Below are 17,852 nucleotides of genomic sequence, written 5' to 3'. Positions count from 1 at the left end.
TCATATCCACGACTGGGAGGCAGTGTTGTGCGGATCGGCGTGATGATCGGCCCCGAACGCGGGGACTCCGCGCGCAAGGTCGCGCGAATGATCGACGACGTGACCTGGGCCGAGAAGGCGGGACTGGACACCGCCTGGGTGCCGCAGATCCCGACTGACTTCGACGCGCTCACGGCGGTGGCGCTGATGGGCGCCCGCACCGAGCGGATCGAACTGGGCACGGCGGTGGTCCCCATCCAGGCCCAGCACCCGATCGCCCTGGCCCGGCAGGCGCTGTCCGCGCAGGCCGCGGCCGGCGGACGACTCGCCCTGGGTATCGGACCGTCCCACCACTGGATCGTCCGGGACATGCTCGGCCTGCCGTACGAACGTCCGGCCGCGCTCACCCGCGACTACCTGGACGTACTCGATCCCGCGCTGAGCGGATCGGGCCAAGTCGACGTCGAGAACGGCACTTTCACCGTGCACAACCCCATCGACCTCGCCCCCGTGGGCCCGTTGCCCGTCCTGCTGGCCGCCCTCGGCCCCGTCATGCTGGCCCTCGCGGGCGAGCGGGCCGACGGGACCGTGCTGTGGATGGCCGACGAACGCGCGGTCGCCGACCACGTCGTACCGCGCATCACCAAGGCCGCCGAGGCCGCCGGACGCCCGGCACCGCGCGTCGTCGCGGGCATCCCCGTCTGCCTGTGCCGCCCGTCGGAGACCGACGCGGCACGCGAACGCGCCAACCGGATCCTCGGCGAGGCGGAGATCTCGCCCAACTACCAGCGACTCCTGGACTACGGCGACGCGCGCGACGTCGGCGACCTGTGCGCGGCAGGCGACGAGGCGGCCATCGCCGACCGGTTCCGGCGGTTCGCGGACGCCGGGGTCACCGATCTGTCCGTACGACTGCTGCCCATCGGCAACGGCCGCGACGAACTGATCGCCTCCAAGTACCGCACCCGGGACATGCTCGCCTCCCTCGCGGCGGAACTGCGATGACCCCCGGACCACTCGCCGGCATCCGCATCCTGGAGGTCGGCCACATGCTGGCGGGCCCCTACGCCACGATGATGCTCGCCGACCTGGGCGCCCAGGTCACCAAGATCGAGCCGCCCGGCGGGGACATATCGCGTCAGGTCAGCGACGCCTACTTCGCCAGCCTGAACCGGGGTAAACGCAGCGTCTGTCTCGACCTCACGAGCGCGGCCGGCCAGGACCGGTTGGGTGAACTCGTCGCCGACGCCCACGCGTTGCTGGTCAACCTCAAGCCATCGGCCATCCACCGCCTCGGGCTCACCTATGACGTGCTGCGGCGCTGGAACGAGCGGATCGTGTGCGTCGCACTCACCGGCTTCGGCCTGGACAGCGGCGACGAACCGGCCTTCGACTACGTCGTCCAGGCGGCCACGGGCGTCGCGGCCCTCACCGGCGATCCCGACGGACCGCCGACCCTGCCGGGATACTCCGCGGCCGACAACTCCACCGGGCTCACGGCGGCACTCGGCCTGCTCGCCCAGATCGTGTCCGGGCGCGGCGGCCAAGTCGAGGTCACTCTGCGGGATGTGATGCTCTCGCAGCTGAACTACCGTGCTTCCGCCTACCTCAACGAGGGCACCGAGCCGCGCCGTCTGCCGCTCGGCGCGCACTCGTACTATGTGCCGGCCCAGCTCTTCCCCACGGCCGAGGGGCACTTGGCCCTCTTCATCACCCACGACGGCTTCTGGAAGTCCTTCGCCGCGGAGGCCGGAGTCGAGGGCTTCCCGACCATGGCCGAGCGGGCGACGCACCGTGACGAGGTGCTGGCCGCCGTGACGCAGGCTCTGGCCGCTGACACCGCGCTGTCCTGGGAGTCGCGGTTGCGCGGGTTGGGCGTGCCGGCCGCCGCCGTGCGGACTCTGCCGCAGGCGCTGGCCGCCACGCCCGAAGTCGTCGTGACGGCAGGCGAGTTCAGGTTGGTCCGTAGTCCCGTCCGGGTCGCGGGGTATGTGCCTGCGTACGGACCGCCGCCGCGCCTGGGCGAGCACGGCGCCGAGGGAGCCGCTCGGCAGGTCGTCGAGTCATGAGGGCCGAGGACCAGTTCCATCTCGGCATCGTGGTCGAGGACTTCGAGGCGACCCTGGCCGAGTTCACCTCCGCGTTCGGATACGAGTGGGGCGGCGAACTCGGCGGACCGCTACCGGTGACTCTGCCCACGGGAGACACCGTCCTCGACATGAGATGCGCGTACTCGAAGACGTCACCCCGGCTGGAGATCATCCGCCGTATCCCTGGAACCCTCTGGGAACCGGTGGGCGGCTCCGGTATCCATCACGTCGGCTATTGGTCCGACGACGTGGCCGCGGACATGGCCGAACTCGTCGGCCACGGCTTTACGACCGAGGCGTCCCGTATGGCTCCCGGGGGCGCCCCGTTCGCGTTCCTGCGCAGCCCGACCGGCTATCTGGTCGAGCTCGTGGGCCGGGTGGCGCAGCCGGGGCTGGAGAAGTACTGGTCCGACGGAGGGAGAAGCGCGTGACGACCGTGGGTGTCGCGACCGGCGCGGGGCGCGGGATGGGGCTGGCCTGCGCGCGGCGGATGACCGATCTCGTGGACACGTTGCTGCTGGTGGACCGGGACGCGGAGACGGCGAATGCGGCGGCCAAGGAGCTATCGGCAGCGGATCACGGAGCCGACGTCGAGCCGTTCGTCCTGGACATCACCGACACCGACGGTCTCGCGGAACTCGCCGCCCGTGTCGGTGAATTGGGCACCCTCCGGGCCGTCGCCCACGCTGCGGGCATCTCGCCCACCATGGCCGACTGGCGGCGCATCTTCGAGGTCGATCTCGTCGGGACCGCGCGGCTCACCGAGGCACTGCGCCCGCTCATCACGGATGGCACGGCGATCGTCTGCTTCGCGTCGATGGCGCCGTTGCTCGGCGGTATGTCGGCGGCCCCCGAGGCCGGGGCAGTCCTTGACAACCCGCTCGACGAGCGGTTCCTCGAACGCGTCCACGACGCACTCGGGCCCGCCGTCGAGGACCCCGGAACGGCGTATGCCTGGGCCAAGCACGGCGTGCACCGCTTCATACGACGGGAGGCGGTACGGCTCGGTCCGCTCGGCGCGCGGATCTGCTCGGTCTCACCCGGCGTCATCGACACACCCCAGGGTCGCCAGGAAGCCGCGAGCCGGCCGAGGATGACGGCGCTCGTGCAGCAGACCCCGCTCGGGCGTGAGGGCAGGCCCGAGGAGGTCGCCGCGGCCGTCGCCTTCCTGCTGTCGTCGGAGGCCGGCTTCCTCACCGGAATCGATGTTCTCGTCGACGGGGGAGTGTGCGCAGCCGTACAAGAACGAGCCGCTCGCTAGCGAGCACCGGCTGCTCAATCGGGCACTTGGAAGAGGCGCCGGGATGGATGCAGGAGCTGGGCACACGTCCGCCGACATCGTGGACGTACTCCGGCGCGGGTCGTAGAGCGTACGCCCGCGCCGGGGCCCGGAGTTCAGGTTCCGTACAGCGACTCCGAGCGCTGTGCGGTGCCGGTGATGCCGGAGGCGTCCTGGGTGGCCAGGAACACGGCAGCCCGGGCCATCGCCTCCGGCGGTTCGACCATCTCCGGCGGGATCTCGCGACCGCCGCCACCCGCGAGCCAACCTTCGGTGAGGACGACCCGGGACGGGGCAAGGCAGTTGACCGCGATGTTGTCGGACCTCAGATCGGTGGCCAGTCCGACGTAGAGGCGCTCGACGGCCGCCTTGGAGACCCAGTACGCGTTGGCGCCCCGGTCGGTCATCGCGACCCCGCCGGTCGTCACCGCCACCAGCGAACCGCCGCCACGCGCGCGTACGTGCGGAATCACCGCCCGGGTCACGAGGAACACGCCGGTCAGATTGACGTCCAGGGACAGTTGCCAGCGCTTGAGCGGCGTGGACTCCACCGGGCCGAGCCACAGGACCCCGGCATTGGCGACGAGAACGTCGATTCCGCCGAACTCCGCCACCGTCGCCGCGACGGCCGCCTCGACCGACGTCTCGTCGGTGACGTCGCAGGGCACGGCGAGCGCACGGCCGCCCGACTCGACGATCCGGTCGGCGACCGAGTGGATCGTGCCGGGCAGCCTGCCCTCCTGCTCGGAGCGTGCGGCCACCGCGACCGCGGCACCGGCCTCGGCGAGCGCGAGGGCCACCGTCCGGCCGATGCCCCGGCTGGCCCCGGCGACGAACGCCACCTTCCCCTTCAACGGACCGCTCACGATGTCCACTTCACTCACTTCGGCGGGAACCTGAGGGCACCGTCGAGGCGTATGACCTCACCGTTGAGATAGCCGTTCTCGCAGATGTGCTGCACGAGAGCCGCGTATTCGGGCGATTGCCCCATCCGCCGGGGATGCGGGACCTGCGGCCCCCAGTAGGCCTCCAACTGGTCGACCGCCTTGCCGTAGGCCGGTGTATTGAACGTGCCCGGGGCGATGGTGACCACCCGGATGCCGAGCGGGGACAGGTCGCGGGCGGCGACCAGGGTCATGCTGACCACCCCGCCCTTGGCGGCGGCGTAAGGGAGTTGACCGATCTGGCCTTCGTACGCCGCGATCGACGCGGTGTTGACGATGATCCCCCTGCTGCCGTCGACCGGCTCCTGGCGGGCGATCGCGGCGGCGGCCAGGCGCAGCACGTTGAAGACGCCGGTCAGATAGACGTCGATCGTCTTGCGGAAGCCGGCGAGGTCGAGCGGCGAACCGTCCTTTCCGATGAGCCGTCCGCCGCTCGCCGGGCCGCCGTGTGTGTCCACCGAGATCCGCAGCGGTCCTGCGGCCTCCGCCTCGGCCAGCGCCGCGAGGACGTCCTCCTCGCTCGTGGCGTCGGTGCGGACATAGCGGATGCCCAGCTCCTCCTCCAGCGCCTTGCCCTTCTCGTCGGCGAGATCGGCGACGACCACCTTCGCTCCCGCCGCGTGCAGGCGACGGACGGTGGCCTCGCCCAGGCCGCCCGCCCCGCCCACCACGACCGCGGAGCTCCCACTGATCTGCATGTAGGTTTCCCTCTCTTGCGAGGAAGGCTCTTTTGAAGTGAGAATAGCATTCTCATGAACCTCACCATGATTCTCGAGATGGCGGCTTCGGCCGGCGACCGGACGGTGGTGACGGCGGAGGGCCGCTCCCTGACCGCCTCCGAGGTGCTGGACCGCGCGCAGGCCGCCGCCCTACGGTTTCGGCGGCACCCAGCGGTTCTGTACGTGGGCGCCAACCATCTCGCCTATCCGGTCGCCCTGTTCGCGGCGGCCCTGGCGGGAGTCCCGTTCGTTCCGCTCAACTACCGCCTCGGCGAACACCAGTTGTCGCGCCTCCTGGCCCGTCACCCCGACGCGCTCGTCCTGCGCCCCGCCGACTTCGACGCACTGCTCGCGGCGCCGGGCGACACGACGGACCTCGGGCCGGACTCCAGGCCGGACGAGAAGCCCGCGTCCGCCCAGGCACCGGACCAGGACGCCGTCGCGGTGATCCTCTACACGAGCGGCACGACCGCCGAGCCCAAACCGGCCCTGCTCCGCCACCGCCATCTCCTCGCCTACGTTCTCAACACGCAGGAATTCGCCTCCGCCGAGGAGAGCGACGCGGCGCTGGTCGCCCTCCCGCCGTACCACGTGGCCGGGTTGATGAACCTGCTCACGAGCCTCTACTCGGGGCGTCGCCTGGTCTACCAGCCCGCCTTCGACCCGGGGGAGTGGCTGGCGACCGTACGGCGCGAGGGTGTCACCCACGCGCTGGTGGTACCGACGATGCTGGCCCGCATCGTGGCGGAGATCCCCGATGGCGACGGTGCCGCGACACCGACCCTGCGCAGCCTCGCCTACGGCGGCGCCCGCACTCCACGCCCCGTCGTGGAGCGGGCACTGCGGCTTTTCCCGGGGACGGGGTTCGTCAACGCGTACGGACTCACGGAGACCGCGTCCTCGGTCGCGGTCCTCGGCCCGGACGACCACCGCGCGGCACTGGCAGCGAGCGACCCGGCCGTGAGGGACCGGCTCGGCTCCGTCGGACAGGCGTTGCCCGGAGTGGAGATCGAGATTCGCCGGGGCGACGGGGAGCGGGCCGAAGCCGGGGAGACCGGCCTGGTGTTCGTGCGCGGTGAGCAGATCTCCGGCGAGTACGGCGGGCGCAGCGCACTGGACGCGGACGGCTGGTTCGCGACCCGCGACCGGGGGCGGCTCGACGCCGACGGCTACCTGTTCATCGAGGGCCGCGCGGACGACACGATCATTCGCGGCGGCGAGAACATCGCTCCCGCCGAGATCGAGGACGTACTCCTCGACCACCCCGGGATCGTCGAGGCGGCGGTGCTCGGTGTATCCGATGCGGAGTGGGGCCAGCGGATCGTCGCCGTCGTGGTCGGTGAGGGCGATCCGGAGGAGATCCGGGCCTGGGTCAAGGACCGGCTCCGTTCCTCCAAGACCCCCGACACCGTGGTCTTCCGCACCGAACTGCCCAAGACCGACACCGGAAAGCTGCTCCGCCGCACCCTGCTGGCCGACCTGGAGACGACTCATGCCTGAAGCAGTCCTCGTGTCCGCCCTGCGCACCCCCGTCGGCACCGCCGTCAAGGGAACGCTGCGCGACACCACCGCCTACGACCTGGCCCACCACATCGTCGCGGCCGCCGCGGCGACGGACGGCCTGGACCCGGCCGCGGTCGACGACGTGATCCTCGGCGAGGGCCTCTACGGCGGCGGTGTCGTCGCCCGCCACGCCGCCCTGACCGTCGGACTCACCTCGGTCCCCGGCCTCGCCCACAACCGGCACTGCGCCGCCGGTCTGTCCGCCGTACAGAGTGCCGCCGCGAGCATCCGCGCGGGCATGGACGAACTCGTCGTCGCGGGCGGCGTCAACTCGGCTTCCACCAGCCCGAAATCGCGCTTCCGGGTCGCCGGCGAGTGGGTCGAGCCTTGGAGTCCGCCCACCCACCCGGACCGGGCGGACGCCCCCAACCTCGACATGTCCATCACCGTGGGCTGGAACACCGCCGTCCGGGCCGGCCTGTCCCGCGAGGACATGGACGCGTGGGCCCTGCGCTCGCACCGCAACGCCGTACGCGCCATCGACGAGGGCCGGTTCGACGCCGAGATCGTGCCGATCGAGACGCCGCACGGCCTCTTCTCCGTGGACGAACACCCGCGCCGCAGCACCAGCATGGAGAAGCTCGCCTCGCTCAAGCCGCTCCACCCGGAGATCGAGGGCTTCAGCATCACGGCCGGCAACGCGGGCGGCGCGAACGACGGCGCGGCCGCCCTGGTCGTGGCCAGCGACCGCCTCGGCCTGCCCGCACTGGCGACCGTGCGCGCGTGGGCGTCGATCGGCGCCGATCCCGTCGAGACCGGGCTGACACCGGTCAAGGTGATCCCCAAGGCCCTGGCCCGCGCGGGGCTTTCGACGAGCGACGTCGACCTGTACGAGATCAACGAGGCCTTCGCCGCGGTGCCCGTCGCCGCCGTCAAGCTGCTCGGCCTCGACCCGGACCGGGTGAACGTCAACGGCAGCGGCTGCTCCCTGGGCCACCCGGTCGCCGCGACCGGGGCACGGATGCTCGTCACGCTGGTGCACGAACTGCGCCGCCGCGGCGGGGGAATCGGCGTCGCGGCGATGTGCGCGGGCGGCGGAATGGGCTCCGCGACGGTGATCGAGGTGCCGGCGCCGTAAGTCGCCCGTTCCCTGCCGTAGCGCAGGACGCATTCGTCTTGGTAGTCCTTGATTTCGCGTGCCGGAAACGCGCTTCTCAGGGGCGGAGGGCCTCATGGAGCTCACCCGAAGACGACTGCTGTCCGCCTTGTCGGCCGCAGGCCTGCTGGCCGCGCTCCCGTCACGGGCGATGGCCGCCGCGGATGTCGCCCAGGGAAGCGCCCGGCTGCTGGCCAACACACTGGCTGTCCTCGCCGGCACCGAGGCATCCAACAGCCGCCCCGAGACCGCCGCGAAACTGGCCGCCATCGTGAGGGCCGCGCGGGCCAACCTCACAGCGATGGACGAGGCCGGGCCCGGCGAGCTGTTCGCCGGCCTGGTGCTCGGCAGCAGCGATCCCAACCTCAACACGGCCTTCCGGCGCTTGTACGAATTGGCGCTCGCCACCCGCGCACCGGGTGGTGCGGCCCCGGACCTGTTCGAGAACACGGTCGTGCAGCGCCGGGTGATCGACGGTCTCGGATGGCTGCACGAGCACTACTACGGCGACCAGGCCCAGGGCTACTACGGCAACTGGTTCCACTGGGAGATCGGCTATTCCCAGCACATCAGCAAGACCCTGGTGCTGCTCACCGACGAGGTGGCCGCGTACCGCCCGGAGCTCCTTCGCACCTACGCCGACTCGATGGACGCCTACCTGCGCAACGGCGTCGACGGCGACGTGAACCTCGACTCGCGCTTCCACACCGGCGCCAACCTCGCGGACATCACGACGAACCGGATCCTGCAGGGCGCCCTCCTGGGCGACGAGGCGCGCGTGGTCAAGGCCCTCGCCGATCAGCTCACCGTGTTCGCGACGATCGACCCGTACCGTCTCAACCACGGTGTCACCGACGGACATTACGCCGATGGCTCCTTCATCCAGCACGGCTCGGTCGCCTACACCGGCTCGTACGGCAAGAGTCTGCTGACGCGCGTCGTGCAGACGCTGAAGATCCTGGAGGGCAGCGGCTTCGCGAACGGCGAGCAGCTGGTGCCGACCGTGCTGGACTGGGTCCGCGACGGGTTCGCGCCGCTGATCTTCGAGGGCTGGATGATGGAGATCGTCAAGGGGCGGGCGGTGTCACGTCCCGACTCCGGCTACAGCGATGTCGCGGTGGTCGTCGAGGCCCTCGTCGACCTCGCCTCGCTGGCGCAGGTCGCGGACGCCGCCGCGGTGCGGAGCTACGTCAAGCACCTGCGCGCCACCTCGCGCGCCATGCTCGACCCGGCCGGATTCGTCTCCCCGGTGAGCATCGTGCGCTACGCCGACATCATCGCGGACGACTCGACAACTCCCGTGGACCTGGGCCCGGTTGCCCGCAGCGTCGCCTTCAACGCCATGGACAGGACCGTGCACCGCAGACCCGGGTACGCGTTCGCGCTGGCCCGCAGCTCTTCGCGGATCAGCAAGTACGAGTACATGAACGGCGAGAACCTGATGCCGTGGTTCCAGGGCGAGGGCGCGCACCACCTCTACCTCTCCGGTCAGGACCAGACACAGGCGTACGGCATCGACCACTACACCACCGTCTCGCCGTACGGCCTGGCCGGCGTGACCGCACCCGTCGAACAGCGCCACACCGTCCCCGAGTTGTACGGCAAGCCGTACTACGACAACCCGGGCCACCCCCTCAACTTCACTTCCTCCTCCGAGTCGCAGAACGCCTACGTCTACTTTCCGTGCGGCACCTCCGACCACTCCGGAGGCGCCGTTCTCGGGACGTACGGGGTGGCCGCGATGGTGCAGTCCGACGACGTCGGCGTGCGGGACCGCGCGCTGCTGCCGGACGACTTCGTCGTGTACCGCAACGCGACGGCGACGAAGTCGTGGTTCATGTTCGACGACGAGATCGTGGTTCTCGCCGCGGGAGTCGGCGCTATGGCCGGCCGCGCCTCCACGACGACCCTGGACGCCCGGACAGCCGCACCTGACGACCGAATAACCATCACCGGGATGTGCCGCGACGGCAGCCGTTGGACCGGCCCCGGCACGGGCGAGCCGACCTGGCTGCGCTACGCCAACGCCACCCAGGGCACCGCAGTCGGCTATCTCCTCCTGCATCCCGGCCCGGTCCGCGTCTCCCTCGATCAAGTGACCCGAAGCCGCCGGGTCGTGCGGACGGCGAACCCCGACACCGCCGTCACCCGGACCGTCTTCGCCCTCACCGTCGACCACGCGGCCGGGTCCCAACCCGCCGCCCTGGCCTACGCGTTGGTCCCGAACGCGGACGAACAGCGCCTACGCGCACACGTCAGCGGCCCGCTCGAAGTCCTCGCGAACACCCCGCACTTACAGGCCGTCACCCACACCGGGCTCGCTCTGACCGGGATCAACACCTTCACACCCGGTCACCACAGCACGGCCGGGCTCCGCATAGAGGGCCCCGCCTCGGTGCTCGTCCAGCGAGGGCAGCAAAGGCAGCAGGGGCAGTTGGGGCAGTTGGACACGACCACGGTCGCCGTGTCCGATCCCACCATGAACCGGGACACGGTCAGTGTGCTGCTGCGCGGCCGGTCCCTGCGAAAGACCGCCGGTGACGAGGCGGTCCGCGTCACACGAGCGCCGGGCGGTACGCGGATCGACGTGGACACCCACCACGCGTACGGGCGCACCTTCACGGTCACGCTGAAGGACGGCTGACCTCCTGGAAGCGAAGAAGGGCTTCCTGGGCGAACGAGGCGACCAGGGAGCCCTCTTCGGTGAGCACGTCGCCCCGGCCGAAGCAGCGCCCGTGCGCCAGCAGTGGACTGTGCTGGCGCAGCAACAGCCAGCTGTCCGTGCGGAAGGGCCGGTGGAACCACACGGTGTGCGCGGTGACGGCGGAGGTGAACGCCGTTCGCGCATCGCGCTGGCCGACCCCGTCGACCGGGCGCAGGGCGGTTCCGATCAGGCTCAGGTCGCTCGCGTACGCCGTGAGCGCCGGGGCCAGTTCAGGGGCGACGGCCGGGGTGCGCATCCAGAGGTCGTACTCGGGCGGCTCCGGCTTCGGCGAGTCCAGGTCGGCGACGGCCCGGGTGTCCCAGGGCAGCAGAGCGAGCTCGACGTCGTGCTCCGAGCCGGGAACCGAAGGCATGAGAAGGTCGATCTGATGGTCGGGACCGTCCTCGTGGACGTGGAGAGCGACCGAGGCGACGGCGGCGACCCCCGACCCCTGACGGGCGATGACCGTCAACGTGGTGAAGGTGCTGCCCTCGTGATGACGCGTCACCTCGTACCGCACGGGTTCCTCCGGCCGGCCGGCCCGCGCGAACTGGACGTGGACGGACTTGACGGATTTGCCGGGGCACGTGAGAGAGGCAGCCCGCACGAACTGGGCGATCAACTGCCCGCCGAAGACGCGGTGGTAGCCGAGCTGTTGGTTGCGTCCCTCGTAGAGGCTGCCGTCGCCGTCGTCGGGAGCGCTGAGATCGAGGCAGGCGAGCAGGTCACTCCAGAGATCCGTCATGGGGGCTCCATCCCGTACTTGCTCCGGTTCACAACTGAACGATCCGCGGCGCCGAGCCACCCTGCCGTACGAGCGCCCCCGCCTCCCGCGTCAACTCCCGTGCGCTGCCCAGCAGTCCGTCCAGCACGAGGGCGCGGCGCACGTGCCGGTGCAGCTCGTGTTCGGCGGTGAAGCCGATTCCGCCGAGGACCTGCCCGCAGTGGCGGGAGGCCGTGAGCGCGGCCTGTCCGGCCGCCGCCTTGGCCAGCAGCGAGGCGAGCCCGCCCTCGGCGGCCCCCAGGGTCGCCTCGGCGCCGTCCAGGGCGACCAGGGTCTCGGCCAGCCGATGCCGTACGGCCTGGAAGGAGGCGAGCGGTCGGCCGAACTGCGTGCGGTCCAGGGCGTGTTGCCGAGCCAGCGCCAGCATGGCCCGGCCGGTGCCGAGCAGCCACCACCCCAGCGCCCGGCGCCCCGCGGCGAGCGGTACCGGGTCCCCGGCCGGCACGCGCCGCAGTGGCAGCTCCTCGTCCAGGGCCGTACCGTGTCCGTCGGTTCGCTGCCACACCACCCACGCCCCACCCGCGTACGGCAGCGGCAGCGTGCCCCCGACCGGGTGTCCCGCGGCACTCAGCATGACGTCGTTCAGAATCGGCGCGTGGGCGCCCGTCTCGCCGAGCAGCCGGAAGGCGAGCGGGATGGCGACGTCCGGCAGTTCGCCGAGGAGGTCGGCCCAACCGAGGTCGGTGAGAGCCGAGTCGAGGGCGTGGCCCGACGACGCGGTCATCGTCTTGCGGAGCGTCTGTGCCAGCAGGTCCCGTTCGGCGGCGTCCATGGCTACTCCCTGCCGAGGTCGAGGAGTCGGCGGGCGATGATGTTGCGCTGGATCTCTGCAGTGCCGCCGTAGACGGTCGCGGCCCGTGCGTAGAGGTACTCCGACCGCCAGGACGTGTCCGTGAGCTCCAGAACGCCGGGCAGCAGATCTCGTACGGTGTCGAACAGCCGTTGCTCGGCGGTCGCCAGCAGCACCTTGTCGACCGAGGTCTCCGGGCCCAGCCGTTCCCCGTCGGCCAACCGGCGCTGGGTCGCGTGCGAGCGGCAGCGGGCGGTGTGCAACGCCAGGTAGGCGGCGCCGAGTTCGCCGTCGTCGGGGTCCGGTGTCTCGGCCAGGAGGCGGTCAAGTCGCGTGTAGAGGTGGGCGATCCGGTGCCAGAAGCAGGTGGACCGCTCGTGCGGGAGCAGGTCCATCGCCAGCCGCCACCCGTCACCGGGGCGGCCCAGCATCCGCTCGCCGGGGACCACCACGTCGTCGAGAAACACCTCGGCGAACTCGTCCACGCCGTGCATCGTGCGCAGCGGTCGGACGGTGATGCCGGGGGTGTCCATGTCGACGAAGAAGGCGGTGATGCCGTCGTGGCCGGGGGAGGTGCGGGTGAGCAGGACGCACCGGGCCGCGTACTGGGCGAGGCTCGTCCAGACCTTCTGGCCGGTGACCACCCAGTCCTCGCCGCGTTGCACCGCCCGCGTGGTCAGGGACGCGAGGTCGCTGCCGGAGCCGGGTTCGGAGAACCCCTGGCACCACTGCTCGCGCCCGCCGAGCAGCAGCGGAACCATCTCTGCGGCCAGCGCCGGGGGCGCGTAGGAGATCATCGTGGGGGCGAGGACCTCGACCATCGAGTAGATGCCTGGCTCGGCGAGCCCGCGGGTGGCCACCTCCTCGCCGAGCACCGCCCGCAGCACGGCGGGCCCACCGAGCCCGCCCACCTCCGGCGGCCAGCCGTACCGCATCCAGTCGGCCTCGTACAACGCCCGCCGTACCCGGGCCAGTTGGGCGACCTGTGCGTCGAGGGAGTGGTCGGGGCCGGGGGAGAGGTCGTTCGCGTCGAGCCAGTCGCGCAGGGCCGAGCGGAACTCCGCGACGTTCATGGCGTTCACGCCCCGGCACGCCGATGGGCGTGCGGGCGGCCCGAGTCGTGGGCCCCGCTGCGGCGGATGAACGTCATGGCCCGTGTGCGCAGCCGCCAGCCGTCGGCGGTCCGTACGTAGGTGTCGTCGTAGTAGCCGATACGCAGGTCGTGGGTGGCGTGGTCGACGAAGCACAGGGGCTGGGTGCCGGTGGCTGTGTCGCCGGAGAGGTCCACGACCGGCGTACCCGTCAGGAACAGACCCTTGGGGGCGGCCGCGACCAACGCCGGGAACTCGGCGAGAGGATAGGTGTCCCCGAAGGCGCTGTAGGTGCCGTCGGGCGTGAACACCGCGAGCACCCCGTCGATGTCGCCGCGGGTGATGCAGACCGCGTAGCGCGCCAGCAGTTGCTGGAGTTCCATCAGATCGTCCGTCGGACGGTCCGGCAGGCCGTTGGTGGACAAGGACTCTCCGCCCTTCGCCGTGCCCTTCACGAGGGCGAGAATGGCATTCTCTCAGATGAGTGGCAGATTTCCACGCGGTGCGGGGCAACGTCAACAGCCTCTGTCCGAATGGTTGATTCTCTGTAAGCGAGAAGCTAGTTTCCACCAGTGGAGAGGGGGCGATCCGGCCTCATGGACCAGTTCCTCACCTTCGGGATCGTCGGGCTGAGCACGGCCGCGATATACGCGGTCATCGGCAGTGGATTGGTGCTGACCTACACCACTACCGGCGTGTTCAACTTCGCGCACGGCGCCGCCGGGATGCTGTCGGCGTTCACCTACTGGCAGTTGACCGTCGGCTGGGGCTGGCCGGTGCCGGTCGCGCTGGCCGTCGTACTGCTGCTGCTCGCACCCGCCTTCGGCCTGCTGGTCGAGCGGGTGATCCTGCGGCCGGTGCAGGCTTTGGGCGAGGCCGAACGGCTGGTCATGACGGTGGCGCTGCTCAGTGGACTCATCGCCGCCGCCCGGTGGATCTGGGACCCCAACGTCCCTCGCCCGCTGCCGACGTTCTTCGCCGACCGCAAGCCCTTCCACATCGGCCCGGCCGTCGTCACCTGGCACCAGGCCCTCACCATGGCGGTCGCCGTGGCGGTCGCGATCGGGCTGCGGATCCTGCTCCACCGGACCCGCACGGGCACCGAGATGCGGGCGACCGTCGACGACCGCGCGCTGGTCGGGCTCACCGGCGCCCATCCCGTACGGGCCAACAAGCTCGCCTGGATCCTCGGCACCCAACTGGCCGCGATCGGCGGCATCCTCATCGCGCCGACCGTCACCCTCGACGCCGCCCAGCTCTCGCTGCTGATCGTGAGCGCCTACACCGCGGCCGTCTTCGGCCGGCTGCACAGTGTGCCGCTCACCTTCCTCGGCGCCGTCGTCGTCGGCTGCATGGAGAGCTATCTGACCGGCTACCTCCCGCAGAACGAGTACCTGCCCGGACTCCGTCTCGCCGCCCCCGCACTGCTGCTCTTCGCGGCCCTCCTGGTCTTCCCGCACCGACGACTGCGCGGCCGCGACCGGCGGCTGGCGCGGGTCCCGGTTCCCACCGCGCGCGGCACGCTCATCTTCGCCGCCGTCACCGTGGCCTTCGGCGTGGTCCTGGCCACGGTGCTCGACGAGGCCGGCCTCATCACCTACGGACCGATCTTCTCGCTGGGGATAGTGGCCCTCTCGTACGTCCCACTGGCCGGGTACGCCGGTCAGATATCCCTCTGCCAGCTGAGCATGGCCGGGGTCGGGGCGGTCGTCTGGGCGCACCTCGGCGCACACGGCGAACTATGGGCGCTCGGCGCGGCGGTCGTGGTCTCCGCGGTGGCCGGAGGGCTCGTCGCGCTCCCGGCTTTGCGGCTCTCCGGCGTGTATCTCGCCCTGGGGACCGCCGCGTTCGCGGTGATCCTCGACCGTTGGATCTTCACCCTGCCGTCCTTCGAGTTGCTCGGCGTGCGCGTCGCGCTGTTCGACCAGGGATCGGTGGAGGCCACCGGACCGAACCTGTTCGGTCTACGGCTCGACAGCGGGCCGGAGTTGATGGTGCTCGCCGCCGTCTGTCTCGCCCTCGCCTCGATCGGCGTGGCGGCGCTGCGCCGCAGCCGGTTCGGGCGGCGGCTGATCGCCCTGCGCGACAGCGAGGCCGCCTACGCGACCCTCGGCGGCAACCTGCTGATCGCCAAGGTGCTGGTCTTCGCGCTGGCATCCGGCATCGCCGGGCTCGGCGGAGCGCTGTACGGAATGCAGCAACACTCCCTCACCGCCGATCAGTTCAGCCTCGTGGCAGGACTCCCGATCTTCCTCGTCGCGGTGGTCGGCGGACTCGGCGCGGTCGGCAACGGCCTGTTCACCGGCACGGCCTTCGTCGGCCCGATGAACGTCCTCGTCGCCGTGGCCCCCGGCACCCAGAACATCGTCCAGCTGTTGCCCGGCCTGGCAGGCATCGGGCTCGGTCACAACCCCGACGGCATCGTCTCCCGCTTCCGCCGCCAGTGGGACCCCCTGGCCCGCGACCGCCTCGCCCTGCCCGTCCTGCTGGCTGCCCTCACCCTGGCCTGGCTGTTGAGGCTCGGCGACTTCATCAACGACTGGACCTTCTACGGCGGTTCGCTCGCCGTCGCCCTCGCCCTGCGCATGTGGGCCACCGCCCGGCAGACCCCCGCGGGCGAGCCGGAGATCCCGGTCGAATGGTGGGGTCTGCGACGGCCCTGGCAGGCCCAGGACGAGGAGGTGCTGGCCCGTGGCGTCGCTGGAGGTTAGCGGAGTGACGGTCGCCTTCGGCGGCAACCGGGCTCTCGACGGGGTCGCCATGACCGCCGAACCCGGCCGGGTCACCGGCCTGATCGGGCCCAACGGGGCAGGAAAGAGCACCCTGTTCGACGTCGCGTGCGGACTGCGCCGGCCCTCGACCGGCCGGGTGTACCTGGACGGCCGGGACGTCACCCGGGCACGGCCCGCCGAACGGGCCCGGTGCGGACTGGCCCGGACCTTCCAGCGCCTGGAACTCTTCGGGCGGCTCAGCGTGCGCGACAACCTGCTCGTCGCCGCGGAACTCGGGCCCCAGCGCGGCAGGGCGGACCGCGTCGTCACCGAGATCCTCGACCGGCTCGGCCTCACCCACCTCGCCGACACCTCGCCCGACGCCCTGCCCACCGGCGTCGGCCGGCTGGTCGAGGTCGGCCGGGCGCTCGCCGTGCGGCCCAAGGTGCTCCTGCTGGACGAGCCCGCCGCCGGACAGGACGCCGAGGAGACGGAACGCTTCGCCGAACTGCTGCGCACGCTGGCGGACAGCGGCACGGCCGTCGTCCTCGTCGAGCACGACATGAGCCTGGTCATGGCGGTGTGCGACGAGGTGTACGTCCTCGACCTCGGCAAGGTCATCGCCGTAGGACCGCCCGCGGTGATCCGCGATGACGAGACCGTACTGGCCGCCTACCTGGGGGACGCGTGAGCGCACTTCTCGAACTGCGCGGCATCCGCGCCGCCCACGAACGGATCACCGTCCTGCACGGTGTCGACCTCGACGTCGCCGCCGGCCAGGTGGTGGCGCTGCTCGGGCCCAACGGCGCCGGAAAGACCACCACTTTGCGCGTAGCCGCAGGCGTCCATCCGGTGCAGTCGGGCCAACTCCTGCTCGGCGGACGGGACATGACCGGTGCCGACCCGCGCGACCTGGCCCGCTCCGGGGTCTGCCTGATCCCCGAGGGGCGGGGCGTGTTCCCCAACCTCTCGGTCCGCGACAACCTCCTGATGATGACTTTCACCGGCCGCGGCCGCGAGGAGATCGAAGAGGTCGCCTACGCCCGCTTCCCCGTCCTCGCCCGGCGCGCCAGGCAGGCGGCAGGCACACTCTCCGGCGGCGAACAGCAGATGCTCGCCCTCGCGCGGGGCCTCACCACCGACCCGGCAGTGCTGCTGCTGGACGAACTCTCCATGGGACTGGCCCCGTTGGTCGTCGGACGGCTGTACGAGCAGGTCGCAGAGATCGCCCGGCAGGGCGTGGCCGTCCTGGTCGTGGAGCAGTTCGCGGCCGCCGTACTCGACATCGCCGACCACGCCGCCGTCCTCGTCCGCGGCCGGGTCCAACGGCAGGGCCACCCCGACGGCGGGTTGCGCGCCGAACTGTCCGCCCTCTACCTGGGGAGTCCCACATGACGTCCGACCTGACGTCCAACGAGACACGCGCGGACCGCTTCGTCCGCGAACTCGCCGTGCTGAAGATCCCCGACCCGGCAGCCGGAAAGGCCGTTCTCTGGCTGCGCCTGGGAACCGCCCTGATGGTGCTGGGCCTGGTCCTGGGAGCGTCGGCCTACTTCGTCTCGCACAACACCAGCGACCCGCTCGTCCAGAACGACGCCATCACCCTCGGCCTCGCCGCGATCACCGCCGGCGTCGTGGGCTCCGCCCTCTTCCTGCGCTACTCCCTGACCGGCTTCCTGCGGTTCTGGATGGCGCGCCAGTCCTACGACGTCAGCCTCCTCGCCGACCGGCTGCTCGACCGGGACGCCGACAGCCTCCTCGAAAGGGACCTCCGCCATGACCCCACCGGCACCGACGCCGCGCCCCGGTGACCAACTCGCCAGCACCGTGTGCGGCACCCGCGTGGTCGTCGTCCGCGCCCCCACCGACCGGCAGCCCCAACTCGCGTGCGGAGGCAGCCCGTTGGTGCCCGCCACCGGCCCCCGCCCGGCCGCTGTCGGCGACGCCGACCCCGTGACCCTCATCGGCAAGCGCTACGTGGACGCCACCGGCGCGCTCGAACTGCTCTGTACGTCGTCCGGGGCGGGGGAACTGAGCTGCGACGGAGCCCCGATGACCCTCAAGGCGGCCAAGCCGCTGCCCGCCTCAGACTGAAAGGACCG

18 protein-coding genes are annotated in these 17,852 nt (G+C 71.2%); 12 read left to right on the top strand and 6 right to left on the bottom strand.

Going from position 1 to position 17,852, the window contains the following annotated elements:
* The first annotated feature begins 27 nt into the window (after nt 1–27).
* Genes AC5DRG_RS02495 through AC5DRG_RS02480 form a run of 4 tightly spaced genes read left to right on the top strand, consistent with a single transcriptional unit; the run spans nt 28 to nt 3,330 of the window.
* Nucleotides 28–984 (top strand): LLM class F420-dependent oxidoreductase, encoded by a 957-nt coding sequence (locus AC5DRG_RS02495; protein ID WP_491807697.1) that lies wholly within the window; start codon nt 28–30, stop codon nt 982–984.
* Nucleotides 981–2,048, top strand: coding sequence for a CaiB/BaiF CoA transferase family protein (locus AC5DRG_RS02490; RefSeq protein WP_491807696.1), 1,068 nt, complete (start codon nt 981–983; stop codon nt 2,046–2,048). Before AC5DRG_RS02495 ends, AC5DRG_RS02490 begins: the two co-directional genes overlap by 4 nt.
* Nucleotides 2,045–2,500 (top strand): VOC family protein, encoded by a 456-nt coding sequence (locus tag AC5DRG_RS02485; protein ID WP_491807695.1) that lies wholly within the window; start codon nt 2,045–2,047, stop codon nt 2,498–2,500. Before AC5DRG_RS02490 ends, AC5DRG_RS02485 begins: the two co-directional genes overlap by 4 nt.
* Nucleotides 2,497–3,330, top strand: a complete 834-nt coding sequence (locus tag AC5DRG_RS02480; RefSeq protein ID WP_491807694.1) for an SDR family oxidoreductase — start codon at nt 2,497–2,499, stop codon at nt 3,328–3,330. The genes AC5DRG_RS02485 and AC5DRG_RS02480 overlap by 4 nt, the downstream gene beginning before the upstream one ends.
* A 134-nt stretch (nt 3,331–3,464) precedes the next feature.
* Here the strand turns inward: AC5DRG_RS02480 and AC5DRG_RS02475 are convergent, their stop codons facing one another.
* Together AC5DRG_RS02475 and AC5DRG_RS02470 are read right to left on the bottom strand one after the other, a co-directional pair.
* The gene (locus tag AC5DRG_RS02475; protein ID WP_491807692.1) at nt 3,465–4,214 is read right to left on the bottom strand and encodes an SDR family NAD(P)-dependent oxidoreductase; all 750 of its coding nucleotides are present in this window, start codon (nt 4,212–4,214) and stop codon (nt 3,465–3,467) included.
* Between the two features lie 14 nt (nt 4,215–4,228).
* On the bottom strand, nt 4,229–4,990 hold the full coding sequence (locus AC5DRG_RS02470; RefSeq protein WP_491807691.1) for an SDR family NAD(P)-dependent oxidoreductase: 762 nt from the start codon (nt 4,988–4,990) through the stop codon (nt 4,229–4,231).
* A 66-nt stretch (nt 4,991–5,056) separates the two neighbouring features.
* Between AC5DRG_RS02470 and AC5DRG_RS02465 the strand changes: the two genes are divergently transcribed.
* The 3 genes from AC5DRG_RS02465 to AC5DRG_RS02455 all read left to right on the top strand — a co-directional run bounded on the left by AC5DRG_RS02465 (nt 5,057) and on the right by AC5DRG_RS02455 (nt 10,314).
* The gene (locus AC5DRG_RS02465; RefSeq protein WP_491807690.1) at nt 5,057–6,511 is read left to right on the top strand and encodes a class I adenylate-forming enzyme family protein; all 1,455 of its coding nucleotides are present in this window, start codon (nt 5,057–5,059) and stop codon (nt 6,509–6,511) included.
* Nucleotides 6,504–7,652 carry a thiolase family protein gene (locus AC5DRG_RS02460; protein ID WP_491807689.1) on the top strand — a complete coding sequence of 383 codons (1,149 nt, stop codon included), beginning with the start codon at nt 6,504–6,506 and terminating at the stop codon, nt 7,650–7,652. The genes AC5DRG_RS02465 and AC5DRG_RS02460 overlap by 8 nt, the downstream gene beginning before the upstream one ends.
* 94 nt (nt 7,653–7,746) lie before the next feature.
* Nucleotides 7,747–10,314 carry a polysaccharide lyase family 8 super-sandwich domain-containing protein gene (locus AC5DRG_RS02455; RefSeq protein WP_491807688.1) on the top strand — a complete coding sequence of 856 codons (2,568 nt, stop codon included), beginning with the start codon at nt 7,747–7,749 and terminating at the stop codon, nt 10,312–10,314.
* Here AC5DRG_RS02455 and AC5DRG_RS02450 read toward each other — a convergent pair.
* Genes AC5DRG_RS02450 through AC5DRG_RS02435 form a run of 4 tightly spaced genes read right to left on the bottom strand, consistent with a single transcriptional unit; the run spans nt 10,295 to nt 13,494 of the window.
* Complete coding sequence (locus tag AC5DRG_RS02450; protein WP_491807687.1) at nt 10,295–11,119, bottom strand: acyl-CoA thioesterase; 825 nt, start codon at nt 11,117–11,119, stop codon at nt 10,295–10,297. The genes AC5DRG_RS02455 and AC5DRG_RS02450 overlap by 20 nt on opposite strands.
* A gap of 28 nt (nt 11,120–11,147) precedes the next feature.
* Nucleotides 11,148–11,930, bottom strand: coding sequence for an acyl-CoA dehydrogenase family protein (locus AC5DRG_RS02445; RefSeq protein WP_491807686.1), 783 nt, complete (start codon nt 11,928–11,930; stop codon nt 11,148–11,150).
* Nucleotides 11,931–11,932: 2 nt separating this feature from the next.
* The gene (locus tag AC5DRG_RS02440; RefSeq protein ID WP_491812946.1) at nt 11,933–13,021 is read right to left on the bottom strand and encodes an acyl-CoA dehydrogenase family protein; all 1,089 of its coding nucleotides are present in this window, start codon (nt 13,019–13,021) and stop codon (nt 11,933–11,935) included.
* Nucleotides 13,022–13,026: 5 nt separating this feature from the next.
* A complete protein-coding gene (locus AC5DRG_RS02435; protein ID WP_491807685.1) occupies nt 13,027–13,494 on the bottom strand; it encodes a nuclear transport factor 2 family protein in 468 nt (155 codons plus the stop codon).
* A gap of 141 nt (nt 13,495–13,635) precedes the next feature.
* Between AC5DRG_RS02435 and AC5DRG_RS02430 the strand changes: the two genes are divergently transcribed.
* Genes AC5DRG_RS02430 through AC5DRG_RS02410 form a run of 5 tightly spaced genes read left to right on the top strand, consistent with a single transcriptional unit; the run spans nt 13,636 to nt 17,844 of the window.
* Nucleotides 13,636–15,750, top strand: coding sequence for a branched-chain amino acid ABC transporter permease (locus tag AC5DRG_RS02430; protein WP_491807683.1), 2,115 nt, complete (start codon nt 13,636–13,638; stop codon nt 15,748–15,750).
* Nucleotides 15,731–16,441 (top strand): ABC transporter ATP-binding protein, encoded by a 711-nt coding sequence (locus AC5DRG_RS02425; protein WP_491807682.1) that lies wholly within the window; start codon nt 15,731–15,733, stop codon nt 16,439–16,441. The genes AC5DRG_RS02430 and AC5DRG_RS02425 overlap by 20 nt, the downstream gene beginning before the upstream one ends.
* The gene (locus AC5DRG_RS02420; RefSeq protein ID WP_491807681.1) at nt 16,438–17,145 is read left to right on the top strand and encodes an ABC transporter ATP-binding protein; all 708 of its coding nucleotides are present in this window, start codon (nt 16,438–16,440) and stop codon (nt 17,143–17,145) included. Before AC5DRG_RS02425 ends, AC5DRG_RS02420 begins: the two co-directional genes overlap by 4 nt.
* Nucleotides 17,142–17,561: a hypothetical protein gene (locus AC5DRG_RS02415; RefSeq protein WP_491807680.1), complete on the top strand. Its 420-nt coding sequence runs from the start codon at nt 17,142–17,144 to the stop codon at nt 17,559–17,561. The genes AC5DRG_RS02420 and AC5DRG_RS02415 overlap by 4 nt, the downstream gene beginning before the upstream one ends.
* Nucleotides 17,527–17,844, top strand: coding sequence for a hypothetical protein (locus AC5DRG_RS02410; RefSeq protein WP_491807679.1), 318 nt, complete (start codon nt 17,527–17,529; stop codon nt 17,842–17,844). Before AC5DRG_RS02415 ends, AC5DRG_RS02410 begins: the two co-directional genes overlap by 35 nt.
* Nucleotides 17,845–17,852: the final 8 nt, after the last annotated feature.

Source organism: Streptomyces sp. JLBG701 (genome assembly GCF_058544905.1).
Note: the sequence above shows the minus strand (reverse complement) of the source record. Positions and strands in the feature narration are given on the sequence as shown.

Bases quoted from the DNA above. Each gene is read 5' to 3' on its own strand.
- AC5DRG_RS02470 (WP_491807691.1), bottom strand. From the start codon at position 4,990: ATGCAGATCAGTGGGAGCTCCGCGGTCGTGGTGGGCGGGGCGGGCGGC.
- AC5DRG_RS02455 (WP_491807688.1), top strand. From the start codon at position 7,747: ATGGAGCTCACCCGAAGACGACTGCTGTCCGCCTTGTCGGCCGCAGGC.
- AC5DRG_RS02460 (WP_491807689.1), top strand. From the start codon at position 6,504: ATGCCTGAAGCAGTCCTCGTGTCCGCCCTGCGCACCCCCGTCGGCACC.
- AC5DRG_RS02465 (WP_491807690.1), top strand. From the start codon at position 5,057: ATGATTCTCGAGATGGCGGCTTCGGCCGGCGACCGGACGGTGGTGACG.
- AC5DRG_RS02450 (WP_491807687.1), bottom strand. From the start codon at position 11,119: ATGACGGATCTCTGGAGTGACCTGCTCGCCTGCCTCGATCTCAGCGCT.
- AC5DRG_RS02440 (WP_491812946.1), bottom strand. From the start codon at position 13,021: ATGAACGTCGCGGAGTTCCGCTCGGCCCTGCGCGACTGGCTCGACGCG.
- AC5DRG_RS02415 (WP_491807680.1), top strand. From the start codon at position 17,142: ATGACGTCCGACCTGACGTCCAACGAGACACGCGCGGACCGCTTCGTC.
- AC5DRG_RS02490 (WP_491807696.1), top strand. From the start codon at position 981: ATGACCCCCGGACCACTCGCCGGCATCCGCATCCTGGAGGTCGGCCAC.
- AC5DRG_RS02445 (WP_491807686.1), bottom strand. From the start codon at position 11,930: ATGGACGCCGCCGAACGGGACCTGCTGGCACAGACGCTCCGCAAGACG.
- AC5DRG_RS02410 (WP_491807679.1), top strand. From the start codon at position 17,527: ATGACCCCACCGGCACCGACGCCGCGCCCCGGTGACCAACTCGCCAGC.
- AC5DRG_RS02430 (WP_491807683.1), top strand. From the start codon at position 13,636: ATGGACCAGTTCCTCACCTTCGGGATCGTCGGGCTGAGCACGGCCGCG.
- AC5DRG_RS02485 (WP_491807695.1), top strand. From the start codon at position 2,045: ATGAGGGCCGAGGACCAGTTCCATCTCGGCATCGTGGTCGAGGACTTC.